Source organism: Croceivirga radicis (assembly GCF_002072105.2).
Taxonomy (GTDB): Bacteria; Bacteroidota; Bacteroidia; order Flavobacteriales; family Flavobacteriaceae; genus Croceivirga; species Croceivirga radicis.
Genome location: NZ_MTBC01000001.1, coordinates 558,078 through 579,949, shown reverse-complemented (window position 1 = coordinate 579,949; position 21,872 = coordinate 558,078). Strand labels below are relative to the sequence as shown.

The 21,872-nt window shown below is 37.3% G+C and carries 16 protein-coding genes; 5 read left to right on the top strand and 11 right to left on the bottom strand.

The window, feature by feature from the left end; all coding sequences use genetic code 11:
• Nucleotides 1-101: 101 nt before the first annotated feature.
• Nucleotides 102-1,460: a sigma-54-dependent transcriptional regulator gene (locus tag BUL40_RS02585; protein WP_080317955.1), complete on the bottom strand. Its 1,359-nt coding sequence runs from the start codon at nt 1,458-1,460 to the stop codon at nt 102-104.
• 158 nt (nt 1,461-1,618) lie between these two features.
• On the opposite strand from BUL40_RS02585, the gene BUL40_RS02580 reads away from it, so the two are divergent.
• From BUL40_RS02580 to BUL40_RS02570, 3 genes are read left to right on the top strand one after another with little or no spacing between them, the layout of a single operon-like run.
• Nucleotides 1,619-2,866: an efflux RND transporter periplasmic adaptor subunit gene (locus BUL40_RS02580; protein ID WP_141239633.1), complete on the top strand. Its 1,248-nt coding sequence runs from the start codon at nt 1,619-1,621 to the stop codon at nt 2,864-2,866.
• A gap of 54 nt (nt 2,867-2,920) precedes the next feature.
• Nucleotides 2,921-3,616, top strand: coding sequence for an ABC transporter ATP-binding protein (locus BUL40_RS02575; protein ID WP_080317953.1), 696 nt, complete (start codon nt 2,921-2,923; stop codon nt 3,614-3,616).
• 24 nt (nt 3,617-3,640) lie between these two features.
• On the top strand, nt 3,641-6,073 hold the full coding sequence (locus tag BUL40_RS02570; RefSeq protein ID WP_080317952.1) for an FtsX-like permease family protein: 2,433 nt from the start codon (nt 3,641-3,643) through the stop codon (nt 6,071-6,073).
• An 18-nt stretch (nt 6,074-6,091) separates the two neighbouring features.
• Here the strand turns inward: BUL40_RS02570 and BUL40_RS02565 are convergent, their stop codons facing one another.
• From BUL40_RS02565 to BUL40_RS02555, 3 genes are read right to left on the bottom strand one after another with little or no spacing between them, the layout of a single operon-like run.
• The gene (locus tag BUL40_RS02565) at nt 6,092-6,949 is read right to left on the bottom strand and encodes a cupin-like domain-containing protein (RefSeq protein WP_080317951.1); all 858 of its coding nucleotides are present in this window, start codon (nt 6,947-6,949) and stop codon (nt 6,092-6,094) included.
• A 56-nt stretch (nt 6,950-7,005) separates the two neighbouring features.
• A complete protein-coding gene (gene bioB, locus BUL40_RS02560; protein WP_080317950.1) occupies nt 7,006-8,106 on the bottom strand; it encodes a biotin synthase BioB in 1,101 nt (366 codons plus the stop codon).
• A gap of 36 nt (nt 8,107-8,142) precedes the next feature.
• The gene (locus BUL40_RS02555; protein ID WP_080317949.1) at nt 8,143-9,975 is read right to left on the bottom strand and encodes a TonB-dependent receptor plug domain-containing protein; all 1,833 of its coding nucleotides are present in this window, start codon (nt 9,973-9,975) and stop codon (nt 8,143-8,145) included.
• A gap of 95 nt (nt 9,976-10,070) precedes the next feature.
• Between BUL40_RS02555 and BUL40_RS02550 the strand changes: the two genes are divergently transcribed.
• Nucleotides 10,071-11,567: an aminotransferase-like domain-containing protein gene (locus tag BUL40_RS02550; protein WP_080317948.1), complete on the top strand. Its 1,497-nt coding sequence runs from the start codon at nt 10,071-10,073 to the stop codon at nt 11,565-11,567.
• A 46-nt stretch (nt 11,568-11,613) separates the two neighbouring features.
• On the opposite strand, the gene BUL40_RS02545 is transcribed toward BUL40_RS02550, so the two are convergent.
• The 3 genes from BUL40_RS02545 to BUL40_RS02535 all read right to left on the bottom strand — a co-directional run bounded on the left by BUL40_RS02545 (nt 11,614) and on the right by BUL40_RS02535 (nt 14,172).
• On the bottom strand, nt 11,614-13,038 hold the full coding sequence (locus tag BUL40_RS02545) for a flotillin family protein (protein ID WP_080317947.1): 1,425 nt from the start codon (nt 13,036-13,038) through the stop codon (nt 11,614-11,616).
• Nucleotide 13,039: 1 nt separating this feature from the next.
• Complete coding sequence (locus BUL40_RS02540) at nt 13,040-13,615, bottom strand: hypothetical protein (protein WP_010516462.1); 576 nt, start codon at nt 13,613-13,615, stop codon at nt 13,040-13,042.
• A 173-nt stretch (nt 13,616-13,788) separates the two neighbouring features.
• Nucleotides 13,789-14,172 carry a putative signal transducing protein gene (locus tag BUL40_RS02535; RefSeq protein WP_080317946.1) on the bottom strand — a complete coding sequence of 128 codons (384 nt, stop codon included), beginning with the start codon at nt 14,170-14,172 and terminating at the stop codon, nt 13,789-13,791.
• 200 nt (nt 14,173-14,372) lie between these two features.
• Here BUL40_RS02535 and BUL40_RS02530 point away from each other — a divergent pair, with 200 nt between their 5' ends.
• Nucleotides 14,373-14,900, top strand: a complete 528-nt coding sequence (locus BUL40_RS02530; RefSeq protein ID WP_080317945.1) for a GNAT family N-acetyltransferase — start codon at nt 14,373-14,375, stop codon at nt 14,898-14,900.
• A gap of 52 nt (nt 14,901-14,952) precedes the next feature.
• Here BUL40_RS02530 and BUL40_RS02525 read toward each other — a convergent pair whose 3' ends face one another.
• From BUL40_RS02525 to glmS, 4 genes are all read right to left on the bottom strand, one after another.
• Nucleotides 14,953-15,231, bottom strand: a complete 279-nt coding sequence (locus tag BUL40_RS02525) for a F0F1 ATP synthase subunit epsilon (protein ID WP_010516467.1) — start codon at nt 15,229-15,231, stop codon at nt 14,953-14,955.
• Nucleotides 15,232-15,318: 87 nt separating this feature from the next.
• Entirely contained in the window at nt 15,319-16,827 is a 1,509-nt protein-coding gene (gene atpD, locus BUL40_RS02520; protein WP_010516468.1) for a F0F1 ATP synthase subunit beta, read from the bottom strand.
• Between the two features lie 170 nt (nt 16,828-16,997).
• Entirely contained in the window at nt 16,998-19,811 is a 2,814-nt protein-coding gene (locus BUL40_RS02515) for a TonB-dependent receptor (RefSeq protein WP_080317944.1), read from the bottom strand.
• A gap of 204 nt (nt 19,812-20,015) precedes the next feature.
• Nucleotides 20,016-21,863, bottom strand: coding sequence for a glutamine--fructose-6-phosphate transaminase (isomerizing) (glmS, locus tag BUL40_RS02510; RefSeq protein ID WP_080317943.1), 1,848 nt, complete (start codon nt 21,861-21,863; stop codon nt 20,016-20,018).
• Between the last annotated feature and the right edge of the window lie 9 nt (nt 21,864-21,872).

The window sequence follows — 21,872 nt, the reverse complement described above, 5'->3', positions numbered from 1 at the left end:
AGAGAAAACCCTGCAAACCATAATAGACGGCGGCAGAAATACCTATGGCAATCAGCACAAGACAAAACCAAAAGAAAGTATTAAAGTAGCGCATGTTATACTCACAAATTATGTTTTTCCATCCGCCTATACAAAGCGGCTCTTGTAATACCCAATTCCTTTGCGGCCTTACTTACATTACCCGTATGCTTCTTTAAAGCCAATTGTATCAAATGTTTTTCGGTAGCCTCTAAATTTAAATTTTTAACCGTTTCTTTTGGGGTAACCGCTGGACCAAATCGTAAATCGGATTCTTGAATTTCATTTTCTTCACTTAAAATAACCGCGCGCTCTACAATGTGTTCTAATTCTCTAATATTTCCGGGCCAATGATACTTTTTCATAGCGTTTAACGCTTCCATAGAAAATTGCAAGCGGCCTTTTTGATATTTGCGTTTGTTCTTTTCTAAAAAATGATGTGCCAATAGCGCTACATCGCCAGTACGCTCCCGTAATGCAGGCAATACAATTTCCATGGTATTGATACGATACAGTAGATCTTGTCTAAATCGTTGCTCTGCAACCATCAGATGCAAATCCATATTGGTAGCACATATAATCCTAACATTCACCGTTCTTTCTTTTGATTCGCCAAGACGAACAACTTTTTTGGTTTGCAGCACCGTTAACAATTTGCTCTGCAAATGCAATGGCAAGTTTCCTATTTCATCCAAAAACAAAGTTCCCTCATCTGCTAACTCAAATCGTCCTAAACTATCTTCTTTAGCATCTGTAAACGCTCCTTTTGCATGGCCGAACAATTCGCTCTCAAACAAGTTTTCATTTAACGAACCCAAATCTACATGTACAAATATGTTGTCTTTTCTGGCAGAATTTTGATGTAGCATTTTAGCTATTACATATTTACCAGTACCATTTTCTCCCAATAAGAGTACATTGGCTTGCGTATCTGCCACTTTTTCTACCAAATGCAACACCTCTTTAAATGGTTGGGACTTACCCAAAACATGCTCTTGTGGTAGTAACCCGTTTTTAGATAAGCTTTGTAGTTTGCTTTGCTGCGTGTTGGACCTAACCATAGAAAGTCCCTTTTGCAAGGTTGCCAAAAGCTTATCATTGTCCCAAGGTTTTAAAACAAAATCGAAGGCGCCTTTTTTTAAACTTTCCACCGCTAAATCTACATTGGCATATGCTGTCATTAACACCACCATGGTTTCTTGAGAACGTTCTTTTATTAACTTAAGCCAATACAAACCTTCTTTACCACTTTGGTCTCCTGCCCTAAAATTCATATCCATTACCACCAAATGCAAGACTGTTTTGTTAAGCATTGTTACCAATTCTTTAGGATTGGTTGTTGTAAGTACTTTGCTAAAATGTCTTTTTAAAAACACCTCCATGGAAAAAAGAATGTCTTTATCATCATCTAGAATTAGTACGGTTGCCTCTTGCTTTGCCATACCCAATGTTAGCAAGTTGTACGATAATGAACAAGTAAGTGTTCGATAATGAACAGTTTAAAATTTATTCAATATTATTTTTCATTGATTATCAGCTACTTACATATATATATTTTAATGGCACGATATAAGCTTACATACCACTGAAAATGAATAGCATGGACCAAAAAATAGAAAAAAAGAAGAATCCTACTAAAAAGATTGCCCTAATAGCCTTACCTCTTTTGCTATTGGGTTTTGCATTATGGTCTGCTTTTGATGCTAACCAAAAAGTTAGGATTAAAAAAGAGCGGTTACGTATTAAAACGGTAACCAAAGGTCTATTTGAAGATATGGCTTTATTTAACGCACAAGTGCATCCACTAAATACCTTACAAATAAATACCATAGAAAGCGGTTCTGTAAAAAAAATCTATGCACAAAATGGCGATATAGTTACAGAAGGGCAATTACTTTTAGAGCTATACAACCCTAATGCAGAATTGGGCTACCTTACCCAAGAAACAGCCATAATAGAACAAATAAACAACCTAAGAAATACCAGAATCGCCATAAAAAATCAGCAAATGCTATTGGATCGGGATTTAATAGAAATGACCTACAATTACAACAATGCAGAACGCCAATATAGCATGGATACCACATTATATAGAAAAGGTGTTATTAGTAAAAATGACTACTTAAAATCGCAAGAAACCTATAGCTTTCAATCCAAACAACAGCAAAATATTAAGGTCCATGTTAAAAAGGAGCAACAGGACCGGGCCAATCAGTTGCATTTGATAAACGCATCCATTACCAAAATGGAAGAAAGTCTAGAACAATTAAGACAGAACAAAGAAAATTTCATTGTTAAGGCACCGGCATCTGGGCTGCTTTCTTCTTTTAATCCCATCCTTGGAAAATCGTATAACAAAAGTGAGCTTATTGGCAAATTAGACATGCAAGATGGCTATAAGTTAGTTTTAGCAGCAGATGAGTATTATTTTAATGACGTAGCCAAAGGGCAAGAGGCACATTTGGAATTGAACGACAGTCTATACCCTTTATTCATAAAAAATGTAGTGGCAGAGGTGGTCAATGGCAAATTTCAAGTAGAATTGAATTTTAAAGAAAAAGCGCCCAAGAGTATAAACCAAGGAATGACAGTTCCTGTTAAACTATACCTTTCAAAAGAGGAAAAATCGGCTTTATTATTACCTAAAGGCACTTTTTATACCTCGAGCGGCGGCCAATTTGTTTTTGTACTTACCAGTGATAGTAAAGCCGTAAAACGCAGTATTACCATTGGTAAAGTCAATGCACACTTTTATGAGGTTTTAGACGGCCTACAAGCAGGAGACAGGGTAATAACATCTTCTTACAACGATTACAAAGACAAAGACATTCTATACTTAGAAGATTAAAACCATGATACAGTTAATAAAATTCATCATCAATCTAATTTTAAACGTTTTAGCATGATTACTATACAGCAACTTTTAAAAACCTATAGTACTGAAGAAGTAGAAACTACTGCTTTGAACCAAATTTCTTTACAGGTAAACCAAGGCGATTTTATGGCCATTATGGGACCGTCTGGGTGCGGTAAATCTACTTTACTTAATGTTATAGGCTTGTTAGATTCTTTTGATAGCGGCAGTTATCAATTTTTAGGACAAGAAATGCATGGCCTAAAAGAAAAAGACAGAGCCCAAGTACGGAAAGAAAACATCGGTTTCATTTTTCAGAACTTTAATTTAATAGACGAGCTTAATGTCTATGAGAATATAGAATTGCCACTTGTTTACAACAATATTGCTAAAAAAGAACGCAAAGAACGAGTAATCGCCGTTATGGAGCGTTTAAATATTGCACATAGAAATAAACATTATCCACAACAGCTCTCTGGTGGGCAACAACAACGTGTTGCCGTTGCCCGTGCATTGGTGACCACCCCAAAAATAATTTTGGCAGATGAACCAACCGGTAATCTAGACAGCACCAATGGCAATGAGGTGATGGAGTTGTTGTCTGAGCTTAACCACCAAGGTTCTACCATTTTAATGGTAACCCATTCTAGTTACGACGCCAGTTTTAGTAACCGAATCGTAACCCTAAAAGATGGCAATATCTTAATGGAAAAAGAGAACCAAAGACAAGTAGCCATAGTTTAATCATCCATCAAAAAACGAACAATCATGATCTATTCCTGGTTAAAAATTTTCACTAGGCACCTTAAGAAAAGTCCGTTATATCCTATCATCAACACCCTAGGGTTAGTTCTTGGGGTTACCACATTTGTTCTTATACTTCTTTTTGTAAGTAAAGAGCTGAGTTATGAAAAATGGAATCCTAACCTAGACCGTATCTACCGTCCTATACGCCTTTTTGACAATGGTGAAGTTTGGGAAAGTGCACCGCGCATTATGGTTAAAACTGCTCTTGAACAACTCCCAGAACTAGAAGATGCGTTATTGATGAATTATGATAGCGGCATTCTATTTAACAATGATGGCAAAAAAGTAATTTCTAGCGCCAAACGCACAACTGCCAATTTCTTTAAATTTTTTCCTTATCCCATTAAATATGGGGATACTACAAATCTTTTTAAGGACGATAGCCAATTGGTATTAAGCGAAGAATTCTCTAGAGAATTATTTGGTGATGTAAATCCTGTTGGAGAAACCATAGCGTCTCTATACCGTAACGAACCCTACAATTTTACTATTGCTGCTGTCTACAGTACAGATGGTTTTCCAAGTGATGAAAAATATCCAGTTTTGCGATTAATGGACTTAAATGCCGATAACAATGACCACTGGGGTAATTTTAACTACGATGCTTATTTTATGTTGCACAAGGGAGTAGATGTGGCCGCATTTAATAAAAAGTTTGATGAATTCTACGACCAAAACACCTACGAATCCTGGGGTATAACCTACGAGCAATATTTGGAGCAAAAAGAAGAAGCCATGTATATAGAAAACCTTTCCGATAGACACCTCTTTGGTAAGGCTTTAATGGGAAAAGGCGCCAACACGCTTTACATTCTAGCTGTTTTTGCACTGCTTATTTTGGTTATATCTGCCATCAATTTTATCAATTTAAGCATTTCTGGAGCCACTAAACGTGCCAAAGAAGTTGCCATTAGAAAAACATTAGGAACGTCTAAACTAAAAGTTATAGCCCAATTTATTTTTGAGGTTGCCCTGCAATGTGCCTTTGCTTTATTGGTATCCTTGGCATTAATAGAAATTGTATTGCCTCCTTTTAATACCTTAATGGGCACTGATTTGGAGTTGCTAAGTGCATACAACAAATGGTGGTGGGGCTTTGGTATAATCACCATCTTAATTTTAATCTCCGGATTATTTCCAGGCATTTACCTAAGTCAATTTAATCCGGTAAAAGTTTTAAAAGGAAATTTTAGTAGGTCTAAAAGTGGGCAAAAGTTAAAGCGAGGCATGATTGTATTTCAGTTTTGCATTTCTGGCATCTTTCTTATTTCTGCATTTGTAATCAAATCACAATTGCATTACATGAATAACAGAGATTTGGGGTTTACCAAAGAACAAATGTTAATCATAAATATTAGAAATGCAGGAGAGACCCACAATAAGTTGGCTACTTTTAAACAAGAACTTAAAAAGATAGACGGTGTTACTGCCGTAGCTACTACCACTAGACCTCCTGGCACCTATGCCGGTTTTGGCTCCAATTCTAACGTGGATTATCAAGAACTGAGTTTCCAAGCAGATATGCATTTTATTGATGCTGATTTTATACCTACCATGGGTATAAAACTGAATAAGGGTAAAAACTTTACCAAAGATTGGATGGATGTTGACACCTCTCAAGTATTCTTGGATAATGATGGGGATACCATTTACGCAAATGAGATTATTGTAAACCAAAAATTGGTTTCTAACTTTCAATTTAAAAACCCCATAGGCAAACAAGTAGAATATTGGGGGTATAAAGGCACTATCATTGGCGTTGTAGACAATTATATTGCCAAGGGTTTTGACCAAGGAGCATACCCTGCCCTGTATATGCCCTATTTAAAAGGGGAAACCGGAGATTGGGGCAAACCAACCCATTTAATGGTAAGATTAAATGGCACTGCCATTACCGAAACCGTAGCAAGCATTGAGGATTTTTGGACCCAAAGTATTGAACCTAGATTTCCATTTAAATACGAGTTTTTAGACCAAAATTTTGCCAAGACATTCGCAAAACAAAAGCGCTTAGAAACCTTGGTGACCATTTTATCGTTCTTAATGATATTCATTTCGCTTTTAGGGTTGTTTGCTATTGCATCTCATAGTGTGCAACAACGCTACAAAGAAGTGGCCATCCGTAAAACATTGGGAGCATCTGAAAAAACATTGATTTTAAGCTTGATTAAAGAATTTATATTAATTGCAGTAATAGCATTGTGCATTGCCTTACCTATTTCTTATTTGTTGGCAGATAGGTGGCTAGAAGATTTTGCCTACCGAATTAATGTGCCCTTGGCACCTTTTGCAATTACCATGGCACTTATGTTAACCCTAACCTTAGCCGTAATTTTAATACAAGCACTAAAGGCACTAAAAATAGATTTAGTAGCACATTTAAAATACGAATAACCACAGACCAACCCAGAACTAACGGGCATTGGTTCTTACCACTGCCTGTTGGTTTTTATAGTCTATCCAAGCTTGGCCCTTCCATTTACGCATGGCATTATCAAAATGACGCATCAGAAAAATATTATAAAGGGCTTTTGCAAAATTTTTAGGTTTTCTGGCAATGGCACGCAAACTCATACTAAAACCTGGTGTAATATACCGCATGTAGTGCCAGTAGCCTTCTGGAATGTACAGCACGTTACCATGTTCTAATTGGGTAATATAGCCTTTTGCATTTTTTAATGCTGGCCATTGGCTAAAATCTGGATTGGAAAAATCTATATCCTCTCTAGTAATTAACGAGTGGGGCACTTTGTATAAATGTTTGGTTTCGGACTGCGAAAAAAGTATGCACTCTTTTTTACCTTCAAAATGAAAATGAAAAATATTGGCCAAATCAATATCGTAATGCATAAAGGTATACGAGTCCTTTCCACCGAAAAAAAGCATTGGCAGGCCTTTCATTAATCTAATTCCAAAGTCTGGAAAACTAAAATCTTTTTGCAGTTGTGGCACTTCTTTAAGAATATTCCACAGAAAAATTCGGTATTTGGTAGGTTCTTTTTTCAGTAAATCCACATAAGCGGCCATTTTCATTTTCGCATGTGGTTCATTAAAACCTTCATCGTGCTTTACGGGTCTATCATCATACAAAGGAACTTCAATATCCCCTGCCACTTGTTTCATGTAGTCCAAATTCCATTTACTGTAGGCTGGCCAATCTGCAATCATTTCTTCTATAACCACAGGTCTTTGGGGTCTAAAATAATCGCGTAGAAAAGCCTCCTTTGTCAAGGTTTTTACTCTTGGAATTTGCTGTAGATTCAATTTCAATCTAAAACTAATTTAATCTACAAAAATAGTAAAATGATGGGGTAGGTAACCTTTTCTTAACTTTTAGTAAGGACTTTTGCTTTCTCCTTTGCGGCTTCATTACGGTCAATTTTATGCCCTGGTCTGCTCCATTTAGGTTTTTCGCCCATGGCTTCAAATTGTGAATCTTCTGCCGCTACTGTCTTAGGCTGCGCTCCTTTTACAAAGGGTTTCTGCGGAATTAAACCTAAGGTTTTAAACATTTCCATATCCTCATTAACATCCGGATTTGGTGTAGTTAAAAGTTTATCTCCTGCAAATATGCTATTGGCACCAGCAAAGAAACACATGGCCTGCCCCTCTCTGCTCATACTTGTTCTACCAGCAGATAAACGAACCTGGGTTTTTGGCATCACAATACGCGTAGTAGCTACCATACGTATCATTTCCCAAATTTCTACAGGCTTCTCATTTTCCATAGGAGTTCCATCTACGGAAACTAGGGCATTAATTGGCACAGATTCTGGTTGTGGGTCAAGAGTAGAAAGTGCGACTAACATTCCTGCACGGTCTTCTACTTTTTCTCCCATACCAATGATTCCGCCAGAACAAACAGTAACATTGGTTTTCCTTACGTTATCAATGGTTTCTAAGCGGTCTTCAAATCCACGAGTAGATATTACTTCTTTGTAATATTCTTCTGATGTGTCTAAGTTATGGTTATAGGCATATAAACCTGCTTCTGCCAAACGTTGGGCTTGGTTTTCTGTAAGCATACCCAAAGTACAACAAACCTCCATATCTAGTTTGTTAATGGTACGCACCATCTCTAACACTTGGTCAAACTCTGGGCCGTCTTTTACATTGCGCCATGCGGCACCCATGCAGACTCTTGAGCTACCAGATGCTTTTGCTCTTAATGCTTGCGCTTTAACCTGGTTTACACTCATTAAGTCGTTGCCTTCTATTGCAGTATGGTAACGTGCTGCTTGCGGGCAATAACCGCAATCTTCTGGACAACCGCCAGTTTTAATGGATAACAAAGTAGACACCTGGACCGTATTTGAGTCGTGATGCTGCCTATGTATACTAGCAGCTTGGTACAACAAATCCATCATGGGTTTATTGTAAATTTCCAAAATATCTTCCTTGGTCCAGTTGTGTCTAACTTCTAACAAAATCTATACGTTTTAATTCAAAAGAATGGTATTAGCTTATTTAAAGCTATAGCGTAAACCAAATAATACGTTGCTAGGCGGCATAGGTACAAAACCTGACTCAATATAATCTGCATCAAATATGTTACCTGCGGTAACCGTGAATTCTGCCTGTTTTACTTTAATAGCTAAAGATGCATCCCAAACATTATACGTTTGCCCCGTAGTACGTTCTGCATACTTGTATACAATATTTTGGCGTACGTTTTTAAACAATTGGGTACTTAAACGGGTAGTATATTGATGTTTTAAGGTGTTTAGCGAATAACGAGACAAGGCTTCATTTTGGTCCAAAATATTATCATCTAAATAGGCGTAACCAACACTTAATGTCTGCACAAATTCTTTAAACATAAAATTATAGGCTGCATCTATTTCCAAACCTTTTGTGTTTACTTCAGTAATATTTGTGGCTGTAAAGACATCTTCAGAAACATCGTTTCTAATATAATCTATAAGATTATCTGCGTCTCTATTAAATACTGCAACACTAGCATTAAACTTAGCAGAAGTATACTTTAACCCCAATTCTTGAGCAAAGGCTTCTTCTGGTTCTAATTCTGCATTACCACTAGTAACAGGGTCATTATAGAACAAATCTGTGTAGGTTGGTATACGGTAGGTATACCCAATGTTACCATATACCTTAAAATTATTGGTTAGGCTATAACCTATGTCCAAACCAGGAAATGCTTTAAACTTAAAATCAGAAAAGTAGGTTAATGCCACCCCAGGGGTAATATCTAACTTATTGTTCGCAATACTAAAACGGTGCTCTAAGAACACATTGGACAAGAATCGATTTCTATTACCCAAGTTATTACTTCTTAAATAGATTTTGGATAACTCTAAGCCAAATCCGGTAATCCCCAATTTAGAAGCATAAGAGGCATTGGTTTCTACCCCAATTTTATTGGAAATATGCATGTTTCTGTAAAAACCTGGTTCATTTCTCCTTAGCAAGAACATATCTTGGTTGCGTTTCCAATATACTCTTGGCTGTATTTTAAGTTTGTCTCCCTGAAAGGTGGTAGCGAATGCCAGCAAGCTATTTTGAGTTTCTTCATACTCATTAAAGGTAGGGTTAGTGGTATAAAAATTCTCAGCTCCAAAATTACGCTCCAAGAAAGTAGCTGTCATTTCTATAGGCTGAGCGTTTTTATTAAAAATGCTTTTCAAATAATAATTACCGTTATCATAATCAGAATTATTCCTATAACCAGCAGAAGTAACCCTACCTACGTGTATTATATGAGAAGAATTTTCTTTATCCACGCCAGCAGTTACGCTACCGTTTAATTGACCAAAAGAACCGGCCTCTACATTTAGAGATACCGAGTTATTCAAGTTCTTTTTAGTAATGATGTTGATGGCCCCTGCAAAGGCATTCTGTCCAAAAACACGAGCTGCAGGTCCCTTTATTATTTCAATTCTTTCTATTACCTCTAAAGGTAAAGCTGCATTCATGGTATGATGACCGGTTTGCGCATCGTCCATTTTTACCCCATCTATCAGCAACAGGGTTTGATCAAAACCGCCACCTCTTATGTACAAATCTGCCTGGCTACCACCGGTACCGCGTCTTCTAATATCTACCCCTGCAACTTGCTGTAACAAATCTGCCACATTTACCGCCGCACTATTTTTAATATCATTTGCTGTAACGATATTAATTGTCCTAGAATTTTCTTTAAATGGCAGGTTAATTCTATTTGCCGTAACTACAACTTCGCTCAGCGAATCTACCTTTGCCACAGCATCATCTTGTTGTGCTTTAACGTGATAAGCACCTGTAAGTAAAATCGCTGATAATAAAATTGATTTTTTCATTTTTTAAGCTTGTAACGTAAGTTTTTAAGTCATTTAATTTAATCCTACAAAAGTCCTAACTTTCCGGACGATTAAACTAGTCCAGTTTTAAAACTATGAATAGTCCGGTATTAGATTTATTAGGTCAGCTTATATTTATAGACAAGTCTCTTGTGCAACCGGTCTATGTACAAGTGGCACAACAAATCATGAATGCCATACAACGTGGTTATTTGGAAAAGGGTAGTAAGTTGCCTGGAACCAGAGGCCTTAGCGAATTATTGAACGTACACCGTAATACTGCCGTTGCTATATATGATGAATTAGCTTCCCAAGGGTGGGTTAGTATTGTGCCCAATAAAGGCACCTTTGTTGTATTTCCAGAAGATTCTACCCAAAAAATAAAGGCAACCACACAGCATATAAATGATGTTTATGAATATCCAAAAGCGCCAGGCTTTCCATTTCAACAATCTTTCAACTTAGCTTCTACCAAAGAGGAGAGTACGGCAAAATATAGTATAAGCGATGGTAAACCGGATTTAAGATTGCATCCAGTACACCAATTTTCTAGATGGTACAGTGCTGCCATGAAACGTAAACCACTCATAAATAAATGGAACAGAACCAGCGTATTAATACCTTCCGTTTTTAGCACGCAATTGTGTAATTACTTGAACGCTACTAGGGGATTTCATATAAAACCAACCAACTTATTAAATACCCGTAGCACAGAGATGAGCCTTTATATTGTTTCTAGGGTTCTGATAAATCCGGGTGATTTAGTACTTGTTGGTACGCTAAGTAATTACGTAGCCAATATGATTTTTCAGCAAGCTGTGGCAAAAATAAAAACAGTACCTGTAGACGATGAAGGCCTAGATGTAAACTATATCTTAGAACACTACGCTAATCAAAAAATTCGCTGCATCTATGTTTGCTCCAATAGGCATTACCCAACAACAACTACGCTAAGCACCAAAAGAAGATTGCAATTATTAGCGCTAGCAAAAAACCTTGGTTTTGCAGTAATAGAAGACGATTTTGACCATGACTTTCAGTTTGACGGTTCTTCCATGCTGCCCATGGCAAGCGCAGATGCCAATGGAAACATTATTTATTTGGGAAAATTAGGACAATCGCTATTTCCAAGTTTTCATACTGGATTTGTAGTGGCTCCGGAACAGGTGATAACCGAAGCTAAAAATTATTTGCAGCTATTGGATACCCAAGGTGACCTTATACAGGAGCAGATGCTTTCCGAGCTCATTGCTGAAGGCGAAATATATCGTCTAAAGAAAAAGAATATAGTCACCTACAAGCAGCGAAGAGATTTGCTTTGCCACCAGTTAGACAAATATTTTGACGGAATTCTAGAATGGAAAATACCTTCTGGTGGTCTAGCCATATGGCTTAGGTTTAAAAAATCTATTTCTTTGATTAAACTTGCGGAAGAGGCGGAAAAACATGAGTTATTTTTACCAAAAACCATCCTTTATCAAGATAAAACTAATTGCGCTATACGTTTTGGATATGGCCATTTAAACGAAGAGGAGCTATTGATTGTAGTTAAAGCTTTAAAAGAGGCATATATAAAACTTACAGCTCCATAAAATAAAAAGAGACCACAGGTAAATGGTCTCTTTTTTGAATAATTAACTATTCTTCTGTGGGTTTTTGTTTTTCTGATTGGTCTGCTAAAGGTTCGCCAGCAACTTTATCTTTGCCTTTTAAATATTCTGGCAACTCCATACCAGCCATGTTAAACATTTCTTGCAACGGCGGAACGGATTTATACATACCCGAAATAAAGTTGGCGGTAGAATTTTTACCGTCTTCACTATTTCCAGAATCCCAGACAGTAACCTTATCTATTTTGATGTTTTTGATAGCTTCGGCTTGTTTTTCTACCAATTCTGGTAGTTTGTCCGCAATTAGTAGCAATACCGCATCTTTAGGATTGTTGCCCGCCGCTTTTACAATTTCGTCTAAACCTTGTGCTTGTTTGGTCAATACCTCGAACATACCTTTTGCTTCGGCTTGGGCTTTAAATAAAATTGCATCTGCTTCACCTTTGGCTTTTCTTCTAATGCGTTCTGCCTCTGCTTCTGCTTCAATTTCTACTTTTTGCTTATCAATTTGTGCTGGCACAACAATATCTGCCATTTGAGAGCTTCTTTCGCGCTCTGCCCTAGCAATTTCTGCATCTTTCTCTGCGGCATAAGACTCTTCTAAAGCTTTTGCTGCTTGTACTTTTTCAGAAGCAATTGCCGTGCGTTCTGCTTCTGCCTCTCGTTGCCTTCTTAAGGAATCTGAATTGGCAACATCTATCTTTGCAACGTTTTCACCTTCTACGGCTTTAGCATTGGCCGCGGCTACTTGGGTACGTTCATCTTGTTTGGCATTGGCCTCTCCAATAGATCCGTCTCTGTTCTTTTCTGCTACGGACTTTCTTGCGGCGTTAATGGCGTGTGCAGCGGCTTCTTTTCCTAAAGCTTCAATATAGCCAGATTCGTCTACGATGTCCGTAATATTTACGTTTATCAATTTTAGACCAACTTTTTTAAGCTCAGATTCTACACTTTGCGAAATGTTGGTCAAAAATTTATCCCTATCAGAGTTAATTTCTTCAATATCCATAGAAGCCACCACCAAACGCAGTTGCCCAAATATTATCTCTTTAGCCAAATCTTGTACCTCTGGCAAACCAAGACCCAATAAACGTTCTGCTGCATTTTGCATAACACCTGGTTCTGTAGAAATACCAATAGTAAACCTAGATGGTACGTTAACCCTAATGTTCTGCTTACTTAAAGCATTTTTTAAATCTACTTCTATAGATATGGGTGTTAAATCTAAATATTCATAATCTTGGATTACGGGCCAAACAAAGGCCGCGCCACCATGAATACATTTTGCGGAGTTACCAGAACCCACCTTGCCATAAACCACAAGTATACGGTCAGATGGACATCTTTTATACCGCCGTATAAACGATATAATGATTATAAACATAAAAAGAATGGCAAAGCCAATGGCCAATAAGGTGGCCCCTCCGCCTAATTGTAATGGTAGTGTAATCATTTTATTGGTTTAAAAGGTTAACAATTAATATTCCAGTATCTGTTACGTCTTTTACTTTTACTACGTTGCCCTGTACTAAATCATGATCTTCATCGGTTAAGGCCTGTAATTCCCTTAATGTACCTTGTACGTTTACGCTCACCTTACCAATTCTACTTCTTTTTGCTCCTATGGTGAGGTAAACTTCTCCTATCTGGTCTACAGCGTTTTTAAGTTGTAACGTTCCACTACTTTGCATCTTTCCTAAATAGTAAAAAAGGCTCGCCATTGCCAACATCATCAAAAGACCACATATAACGGATATGACTATGGTAATACCTGTAGCCAAACCATTGTCCAAACATGCGATTCCAGACCATCCGAAAATAGTAAAGAAACCTACCAGGTTTTTAAAGGATAAAAATTGAAATCCAATGCCCGTGTCTGCATCAATGTCTGCATCTACATCGCCAGCGTCTTCTACATCACCACCCAATAGCGTTGTAAATACTAAGAACAAAAGGAAAATAGAACCAATAACGGCTACTATCCAATACACTTTTTCGAACACGGTAAGTGTGGTAAACCATTCTTCCATAACAGTTAGTTTAGTTGGTTAATTCAAGATAAGAATATTAACGCTTATCCAGACATTTTATTTAAATCGATAATTTGATTTACGGTAAAGCCAAAGTATAACGCTCTACTGCTTGTAAAGCATCTCTTATAGCTATTGGTATTAAAAAGATTCATTTTGTTACAAAAATCTATTTATTGAGCCCTTCTAATAAACTTACAATGCAAACAACGATACTTTTTAGGTTCTAAAAAAGGAAAGAGTTTATGCATTAAAGTGTTTCTAGAGTAATAGACTTCAGATTTTTGTCGCTTACAATTAGGACATGTTATTAGGTTTCCTTCTTGGTCTTGTGCATAAGAACGTACTTCGTCATAGATTTCCCTTGCCCGTTCTTCATCTACAGGGTGTACTTGAAGTTTTATTCCACCAATGGCATTAGAGGCAAACGGTTCTATACCTACTGTGTTTGCGTCTTTTAAAAAAACCGAAATGCCTTCAGACTCCAATTTACCTTTAATTACCTGCACGTCTGATAAAAACTCAAAACTACCAAGTGTAACCAACTCTTTAGCCATCCAAATTGTATAAAAATTAAACTACATTCAACACAAAGGCTGAATTTGTTTTTGAAAAATACAATAATATGATGTTTAAGAACTAATTGACAATCAAAATTTTGAAACCAATTTTATAAGTTTAATCTACGACAATTTAAATGGATTATTCTTTACAATTTATAGTTGTTTAATATGAAATTTAGAACGTATTTTAGATTATGATACACTACACCCAAGTAAGCAGCGAGGACGAAATATTTCAAATTAAAGCGTTACAACAAAATAATTTAGCCAAGAATATAGCTGTAGAAGAAGCTGCCGAACAAGGATTTGTTACGGTAGAACATACGCTGGAAGAATTAAAATTATTGAATAGTGAACACCCGCACACTATAGCGAAAATAGATACTGAGGTAGTTGGTTACGCCTTATCCATGCATCCTAAGTTTAAGAATGAGATAGCTATTTTAAAGCCAATGTTCATAGAGATAGAAAAGTATTTCCCTGATGCCAATTATATGGCCATGGGCCAAATATGCATAGCTAAAGCACATCGTGGTAAAGGTATATTTAGAGGGTTATACAACGCCATGAAACAATTTCTACCCAAAGGTTTGGCCTGTATAATAACCGAAGTAGACTATAGAAATTCCAGGTCTATGAAAGCACATAAAGCCATTGGGTTTGTTGAGATAGCCAAGTATATTGCAGATGATAAAGAGTGGTCTTTAATAGCATTAAAATAAAAAGCCCAACTAATGTATAGTTGGGCCTTATATATATTGTTTGTATTTATAATTAATCTGCCAATACAATAACTTTGTTGTCCTTCATTTCTATGGTTCCACTTTTTATAGGTAAAACCACATCTCCATTACTTGCCTTTAAAAACTTATCCTTAAACGCTTTGGCAATTTCTATGTTTCCTTGAATTTTCACGTCTCCTTCTTGCAATAGCGATACAATAGGTGCGTGATTTGCCAACATTTGAAACTCACCATTAATTCCTGGAACCGTTACCGAAGTAACATCGCCCGAAAACAAAGTGGCCTCTGGAGATACTATTTCTAAATACATCTATTATCTATTAAAAGTTAGAAGTAAGCTTAGGTAGGTTAAACCTTAAATAACACAATCTAACCCATTTAAGCCGCACCTCAAATATTAAGCCTCTGCCAACATTTTTTCACCAGCCTCTATAGCTTCTTCAATGGTACCCTTAAGGTTAAAAGCAGATTCTGGCAAATGGTCTAACTCACCATCCATAATCATGTTAAAGCCTTTTATGGTATCCTTAATATCTACCAATACACCAGGAATACCCGTAAACTGCTCCGCTACATGGAAAGGCTGCGATAAGAAACGTTGAACACGTCTTGCCCTACCTACGGCCAACTTATCCTCCTCTGAAAGTTCTTCCATACCAAGGATAGCAATGATATCTTGTAATTCTTTATAACGCTGCAACAACTCTTTTACTCTTTGTGCACAACCGTAATGGTCTTTACCTAAAATTTCTGGAGTAAGAATTCTTGAAGTAGAATCAAGAGGATCTACCGCAGGATAGATACCCAACTCAGCAATTTTTCTAGAAAGTACTGTAGTTGCATCTAAGTGAGCAAATGTAGTTGCAGGCGCGGGATCCGTTAAATCATCCGCAGGTACGTAAACCGCCTGCACAGAAGTAATAGAACCTCTTTTTGTTGAAGTAATACGCTCTTGCATAGCACCCATCTCTGTTGCTAAAGTTGGTTGGTAACCTACCGCGGATGGCATCCTACCTAAAAGTGCGGATACTTCTGAACCAGCTTGGGTAAAACGGAAAATATTATCTACGAAGAAAAGTACGTCTTTACCTTGACCATCACCAGCTCCATCACGGAAGTACTCTGCAATAGTAAGACCAGAAAGTGCCACACGAGCACGTGCACCAGGCGGTTCGTTCATTTGACCAAATACGAAAGTAGCCTTAGATTCTTTCATAGCTTCTTTATCCACCTTAGTCAAATCCCATCCGCCTTCTTCCATAGAATGCAAGAAATCGTCTCCGTATTTAATAATACCGGACTCCAACATCTCTCTTAAAAGGTCGTTACCTTCTCTTGTACGTTCACCTACACCGGCAAAAACAGAAAGACCACCATGCCCTTTAGCAATGTTGTTGATTAACTCTTGAATTAATACGGTTTTACCAACACCAGCACCACCAAACAATCCAATTTTACCACCTTTTGCATAAGGCTCAATTAAATCGATTACTTTGATACCTGTAAATAAAACCTCGGTAGAAGTAGATAAATCTTCAAACTTAGGGGCCTCACGGTGAATTGGAAGACCATTATCACCACTTTTTGGCAAATCTTGAAGACCATCAATTGGCTCTCCAATTACATTGAATAGTCGACCGTAAACATCCTCACCAATTGGCATTTGAATGGCACTACCAGTAGCAACCACTTCCACACCACGGCTTAAACCATCTGTAGAATCCATGGAGATGGTTCTTACTGTATTTTCACCAATGTGAGATTGTACTTCCAAAACCAACACGGAGCCATTAGAACGTTTTACTTCTAATGAATCGTAGATTTTTGGAATTTCTGTTCCCGATTCGAACTCCACATCGATAACCGGGCCAATAATTTGGGCAACTTTTCCTGTAACTTTTGACATTACTTCAGTATTTCAATTAATTCAATTCCTAACGGAACGAGAACGCTATTTTTTCGGGCGCAAAGATAGGTTATTACATTCTTATATAGAAACTTCCTATTCTTTTTTTGCAAAACTAAAAAGGGCATTCCATTGAATGCCCTTTATTTATTTATAATAAGTTGATACTCTTAAGGATTAATTGTCCAAGAAACAAAGAATATAGATCCAATATTACCACTACCGAAAGCTGTATAATATTCTTCTCCTAAAATATTGCTCCCGCCTACCTTAAAGATAGATTTAATAGATGGTACCGTATAATTGATTTGTGCGTCTAAGACTGTATAAGCCGGCACATCCCCATCTGCAAAAGAAGCTTCCCAGAAGAAAGAATCACTCCACCTATAGTTTATTCCAAATCCGAAATTTTTAAATAATTCCGTATTTCCAAAAGAAGCTTTAACCTTATGTTTTGGTGTGTTAAAATTGGTTCTAAAATCTGGATTTGACGCTTTATCAAAATCCAAATCCGCGTAGGTATAATTTACACCCAAATCAAAATTTCCGAAGATTTTTGTATCAACACCAGCGGTTGCACCCCAAGAATTAATGTTTACATCTGAGTTGGTATAGGCTTGGTACACCTGAAAATCTTCGTTTGCAAGAGCAATGGCAGACAAGCCCCCATCACCTGCTTCTCCATAAAATGGCACAACAGTATTAACATTAGCTATAAAGTTTTTATAACTGTTATAGTAGCCACTTAAATCTATGGTAAATTTACCTAGTTGCGTTCTGTAACCCAATTCAACAGCAGTAATCTCTTCTGGTTTAATAATATCTGGATTTGCTACCTGTAAATCAGAAACATCTCTACTTAATGCAAAAGCTTGAGCAGACGAAGCAGTATAGGAGTTTTCGTAAGCTGCCCTGCCTACTACCTCTACAGTTGCAGGTTGCCCAAAGTCTTCTTGACCTCTATCACTTACACTAAACGTTCTTACGTCCCTATCTAAATTATCTGGGGCAGAACCCACTAAAATGGCCCTACCAGCATTTAATCCAATGAACAAATCCTGCGTGGTTGGGTTACGGAAACCTTGTTGAATGGAAGCTCTAATGTTATGGTTTCTATTTTCACCCAAAGTTGCAGAAATACCTGCTCTAGGAGACAAGAATCCATCAAAGAACTCATTTTTATCATATCTACCAGACAAAGTCAGTTTTAAGCGATCATCCGCAAATTTCTTTTGCAATTGCGCATAGGCCCCAAACTCATTGTAGGTTATTGGACCATCATAATCCGTAAAAATAGTTCCATTGGAACTTAGCTCATATTCTCTAAAAGAGCCGCCAACTTGGATATCTGCCCAATCATTGATTAAGTGAGCTAAATTATAATTACCATTAACATGACGAAATTTGGTGTTATCTATAAATTTGGCACCTGTTGTCAAATCACCGTCAGTTACCACAGAGTTAAACGCATTTTGGAATTCAGGGGTTCCGGGAATTAACCTTCCCGTATCAGCAGCAGCTCTTGCAGCCGCATGCGCTTGAACCGAAGCATCTTCTCTAGATAGACCTTGACCTTGAACTAATCCCAAGAAAGTTCGAATATATGTTCCAGCATAATCTCCAAACCAAGATGGTTCATTAGGATTATTTGGATTTGGAGCATCTCGCTTCCATCTTCTATTTATATTGATTGCGGCAAACCTAGTGTCATAAGCATCCCCAGAATTTTCTGAAACGATATATCCCCGAAGGAAGAAGTTGTCGTTCTTCAATTCAATTTTATGTTGTTGCATTTTAAATCCAGCAACAGAATATCTGTTAGCTCCTTGGTAGATAGTTGTACCCCTACCAATTCTACTGTTTAAAATTATTTCGAAATCATTACCCCAAGGACGGTAATGCAGAGCAAAATCAGATTTTACGCTTTGCGCATTATAATTAGCTAAATCACGCTCCTCATAACCAGTTCTTGTAACAAAAGCCGAACCAACGGTTCCAGAAGGCAAGCCTGCAAGTTCATCAAAGTTTAACGTTGTACTTACTTCGTCACCATATACATTTAATCCATCATATCCAGGATTGGAACGGTCCGCACCAGGGTTATTTAAATCTGTATAATTATTGGCGTGCCAATCTTCACCCTGTAAAAAAGAAAAATTAGCTTTAACTGCTACTTTATCACTAAACGCATGAGCTGCACGAATACCTACATCGTAATACTGGTTATCACCAGCAGCTTCCTGAGAAGTGATCCCAGTTTTGGCATACGCACTAATTCCTTGAAAATCAAATGGATTTTTACTTCTCATAAATAAGATACCATTAAACGCCCCTGCACCGTAAAGCGCAGATGAAGCACCAGGTAAAATTTCCACGCTCTGCACATCTAATTCTGACATACCTACCAAGTTTCCTAAAACAAAGTTTAGACCTGGCGCCGTATTATCCATACCATCTACCAATTGTAAAAAACGGTTATTGGCGAATGTGGCAAAACCTCTTGTGTTAACCGATTGAAAAGTTAAACTATTGGTGTTTATGTCTACACCTTTTAAATTTTGCAGACCCCCGTAGAAAGATTCCGCAGTAGTATTCTTAATTTCTCTTAAACCAAAACGCTCTACTGAAACAGGAGACTCAAACAATCTTTCTGGCGTTCTAGATGCAGAAATTACAATCTCATCCAATAAAGTAGAACTTTCATTTATGGTTACGTTCACAACCTGATTGTTCTTTGTAATCTGTACGGTAGCCTCGTCAAAACCTACACTTGAAACTTTAATTTGAAATGGTGGGTTTAAAGTACTAGTCAGCGTAAAATTACCATCAAAGTCGGCAACGGCTCCTTCTGCTACACCTACAACCACAACATTGGCTCCGGGAACTGGCTCATTATTTTGGTCCACCACAGTACCAGACACGGTTGTCTGGGCCAATACAGAACCACTAATAAGCAAAACTAATGCGAATAGAATTCTTCTCATCCGTTAAGTATTTGTATTAAGTTAGTTTAAAAAAAAGTTAATTTATCAGGTTGGAAGATACATTTTTTTGAAATTCCCACAATGCAAATTCTAAAAAATTATGCATGCATAATACTTTTTTTTCAATTAATCCCCTTTATTAATAGATAATTCATAAAAAAACCGTCCAATTGGACGGTTTAAGACTTATTTACTTTTATAAAATTATTCTACGGTAACAGATTTTGCCAAGTTTCTAGGTTGATCTACATTACAGCCTCTCATTAAAGCAATATGATACGATAATAATTGCAAGGGAATAGTTGTTAATAGCGGAGATAAAGATTCTATTGTTTCTGGAACTTCTATAACATGGTCTGCAATTCCCTTTACAACAGTATCGCCTTCAAAAACTATTGCGATTATCTTTCCCTTCCGTGATTTTATTTCTTGTATGTTACTTACTACTTTTTCATAATGTCCACGTTTGGTTGCAATAACCACTACAGGCATTTGCTCATCTATCAAAGCTATTGGTCCGTGTTTCATCTCTGCTGCCGGATAACCTTCTGCATGTATGTAACTAATCTCTTTTAGCTTTAAAGCACCTTCAAGAGCCACTGGAAAATTGTACCCCCTACCCAAATAGAGACAGTTTGGAGAATCTTTATACACCGCGGCAATTTCCTCAATAATTGCGTTGGATTCCAAGGCCTTTTCTACCTTAGCGGGCACACCCTCTAACTGAGTTAGGTATTCATGAAATTTAGATTCAGACAAAGCTCCATTTGCTTTTCCTAGTTTTAAAGCGATAAGGGTTAATACCGTTATTTGCGTAGTAAACGCCTTAGTTGAAGCCACACCAATTTCAGGGCCAGCATGTGTATAGGCACCAGCATGAGTTTCTCTAGCAATGGAAGAGCCAACCACATTACATACCCCGAACACAAAAGCGCCTTTTTCTTTAGCCATTTTAATTGCAGCCAAGGTATCTGCAGTTTCACCGGATTGTGAAATTGCGATTAAAACATCTTTCTCGGTAATTACGGGATTTCTATATCTAAATTCAGACGCATACTCAACCTCTACGGGTATTCTTGCTAAATCTTCAAAAATATACTCTGCTACCAGACCAGCATGCCAAGATGTACCGCAAGCAACAATTATAATTCTGTTCGCATTGGTAAATCTTTCAAGGTTTTGGTCAATACCGGCCATTCTAATAATCCCTTGATCCGCAAGCAACCTACCCCTATACGTATCTAAGATTGCCCTTGGCTGCTCGTAAATCTCCTTGAGCATAAAATGGTCGTAACCCCCTTTTTCTATCTCTTCTAAGTTTAACTGAAGCTCAAGAATATTAGGATACGCAATAGCATCATCCTTTATTTTTCTAAGTTTAATTTCTTTACCCAATCTAATAATTGCCATTTCTTCGTCTTCCAGATAAACAGCATTATTGGTATACTCTATAAAAGGAGATGCGTCTGATGCTATAAAGTATTCGTTTTCTCCAATACCAATGGCCAATGGGCTACCTAATTTTGCAACAACTATCTCATCTGGTTTATTTATATCAAAAACCGCAATGGCATAGGCGCCTACCACTTGATTTAGCGCAATTTGAACAGCTTTTCCCAGCTTTACACCCTCTTGCTTTTTAACTTCTTCTATTAAGTTGATAAGCACTTCTGTATCTGTATCTGATTTAAAGGTATACCCTCTTTTGGTAAGCGCTGTTTTTATCGATTCATAGTTCTCGATAATGCCGTTGTGTATAATACACAACTCGCCTGAATTAGAATAATGCGGATGCGAATTTACATCATTAGGAACACCATGGGTTGCCCATCTAGTGTGCCCCAAACCTAGTTTGCCTTCTAAACTTATGGATTCTTTGGACCTTTTAATAAGGTCTTCTACTTTACCTTTAGTCTTAGCCAATTTAGTGCCTTTACCATCAAATAAAACGATACCGGCACTATCATAACCTCTATATTCTAACCTTTGTAAGCCTTTTATAATTATGGGATAAGCATCCCTATGACCTATGTAGCCAACAATTCCACACATATTTATAGT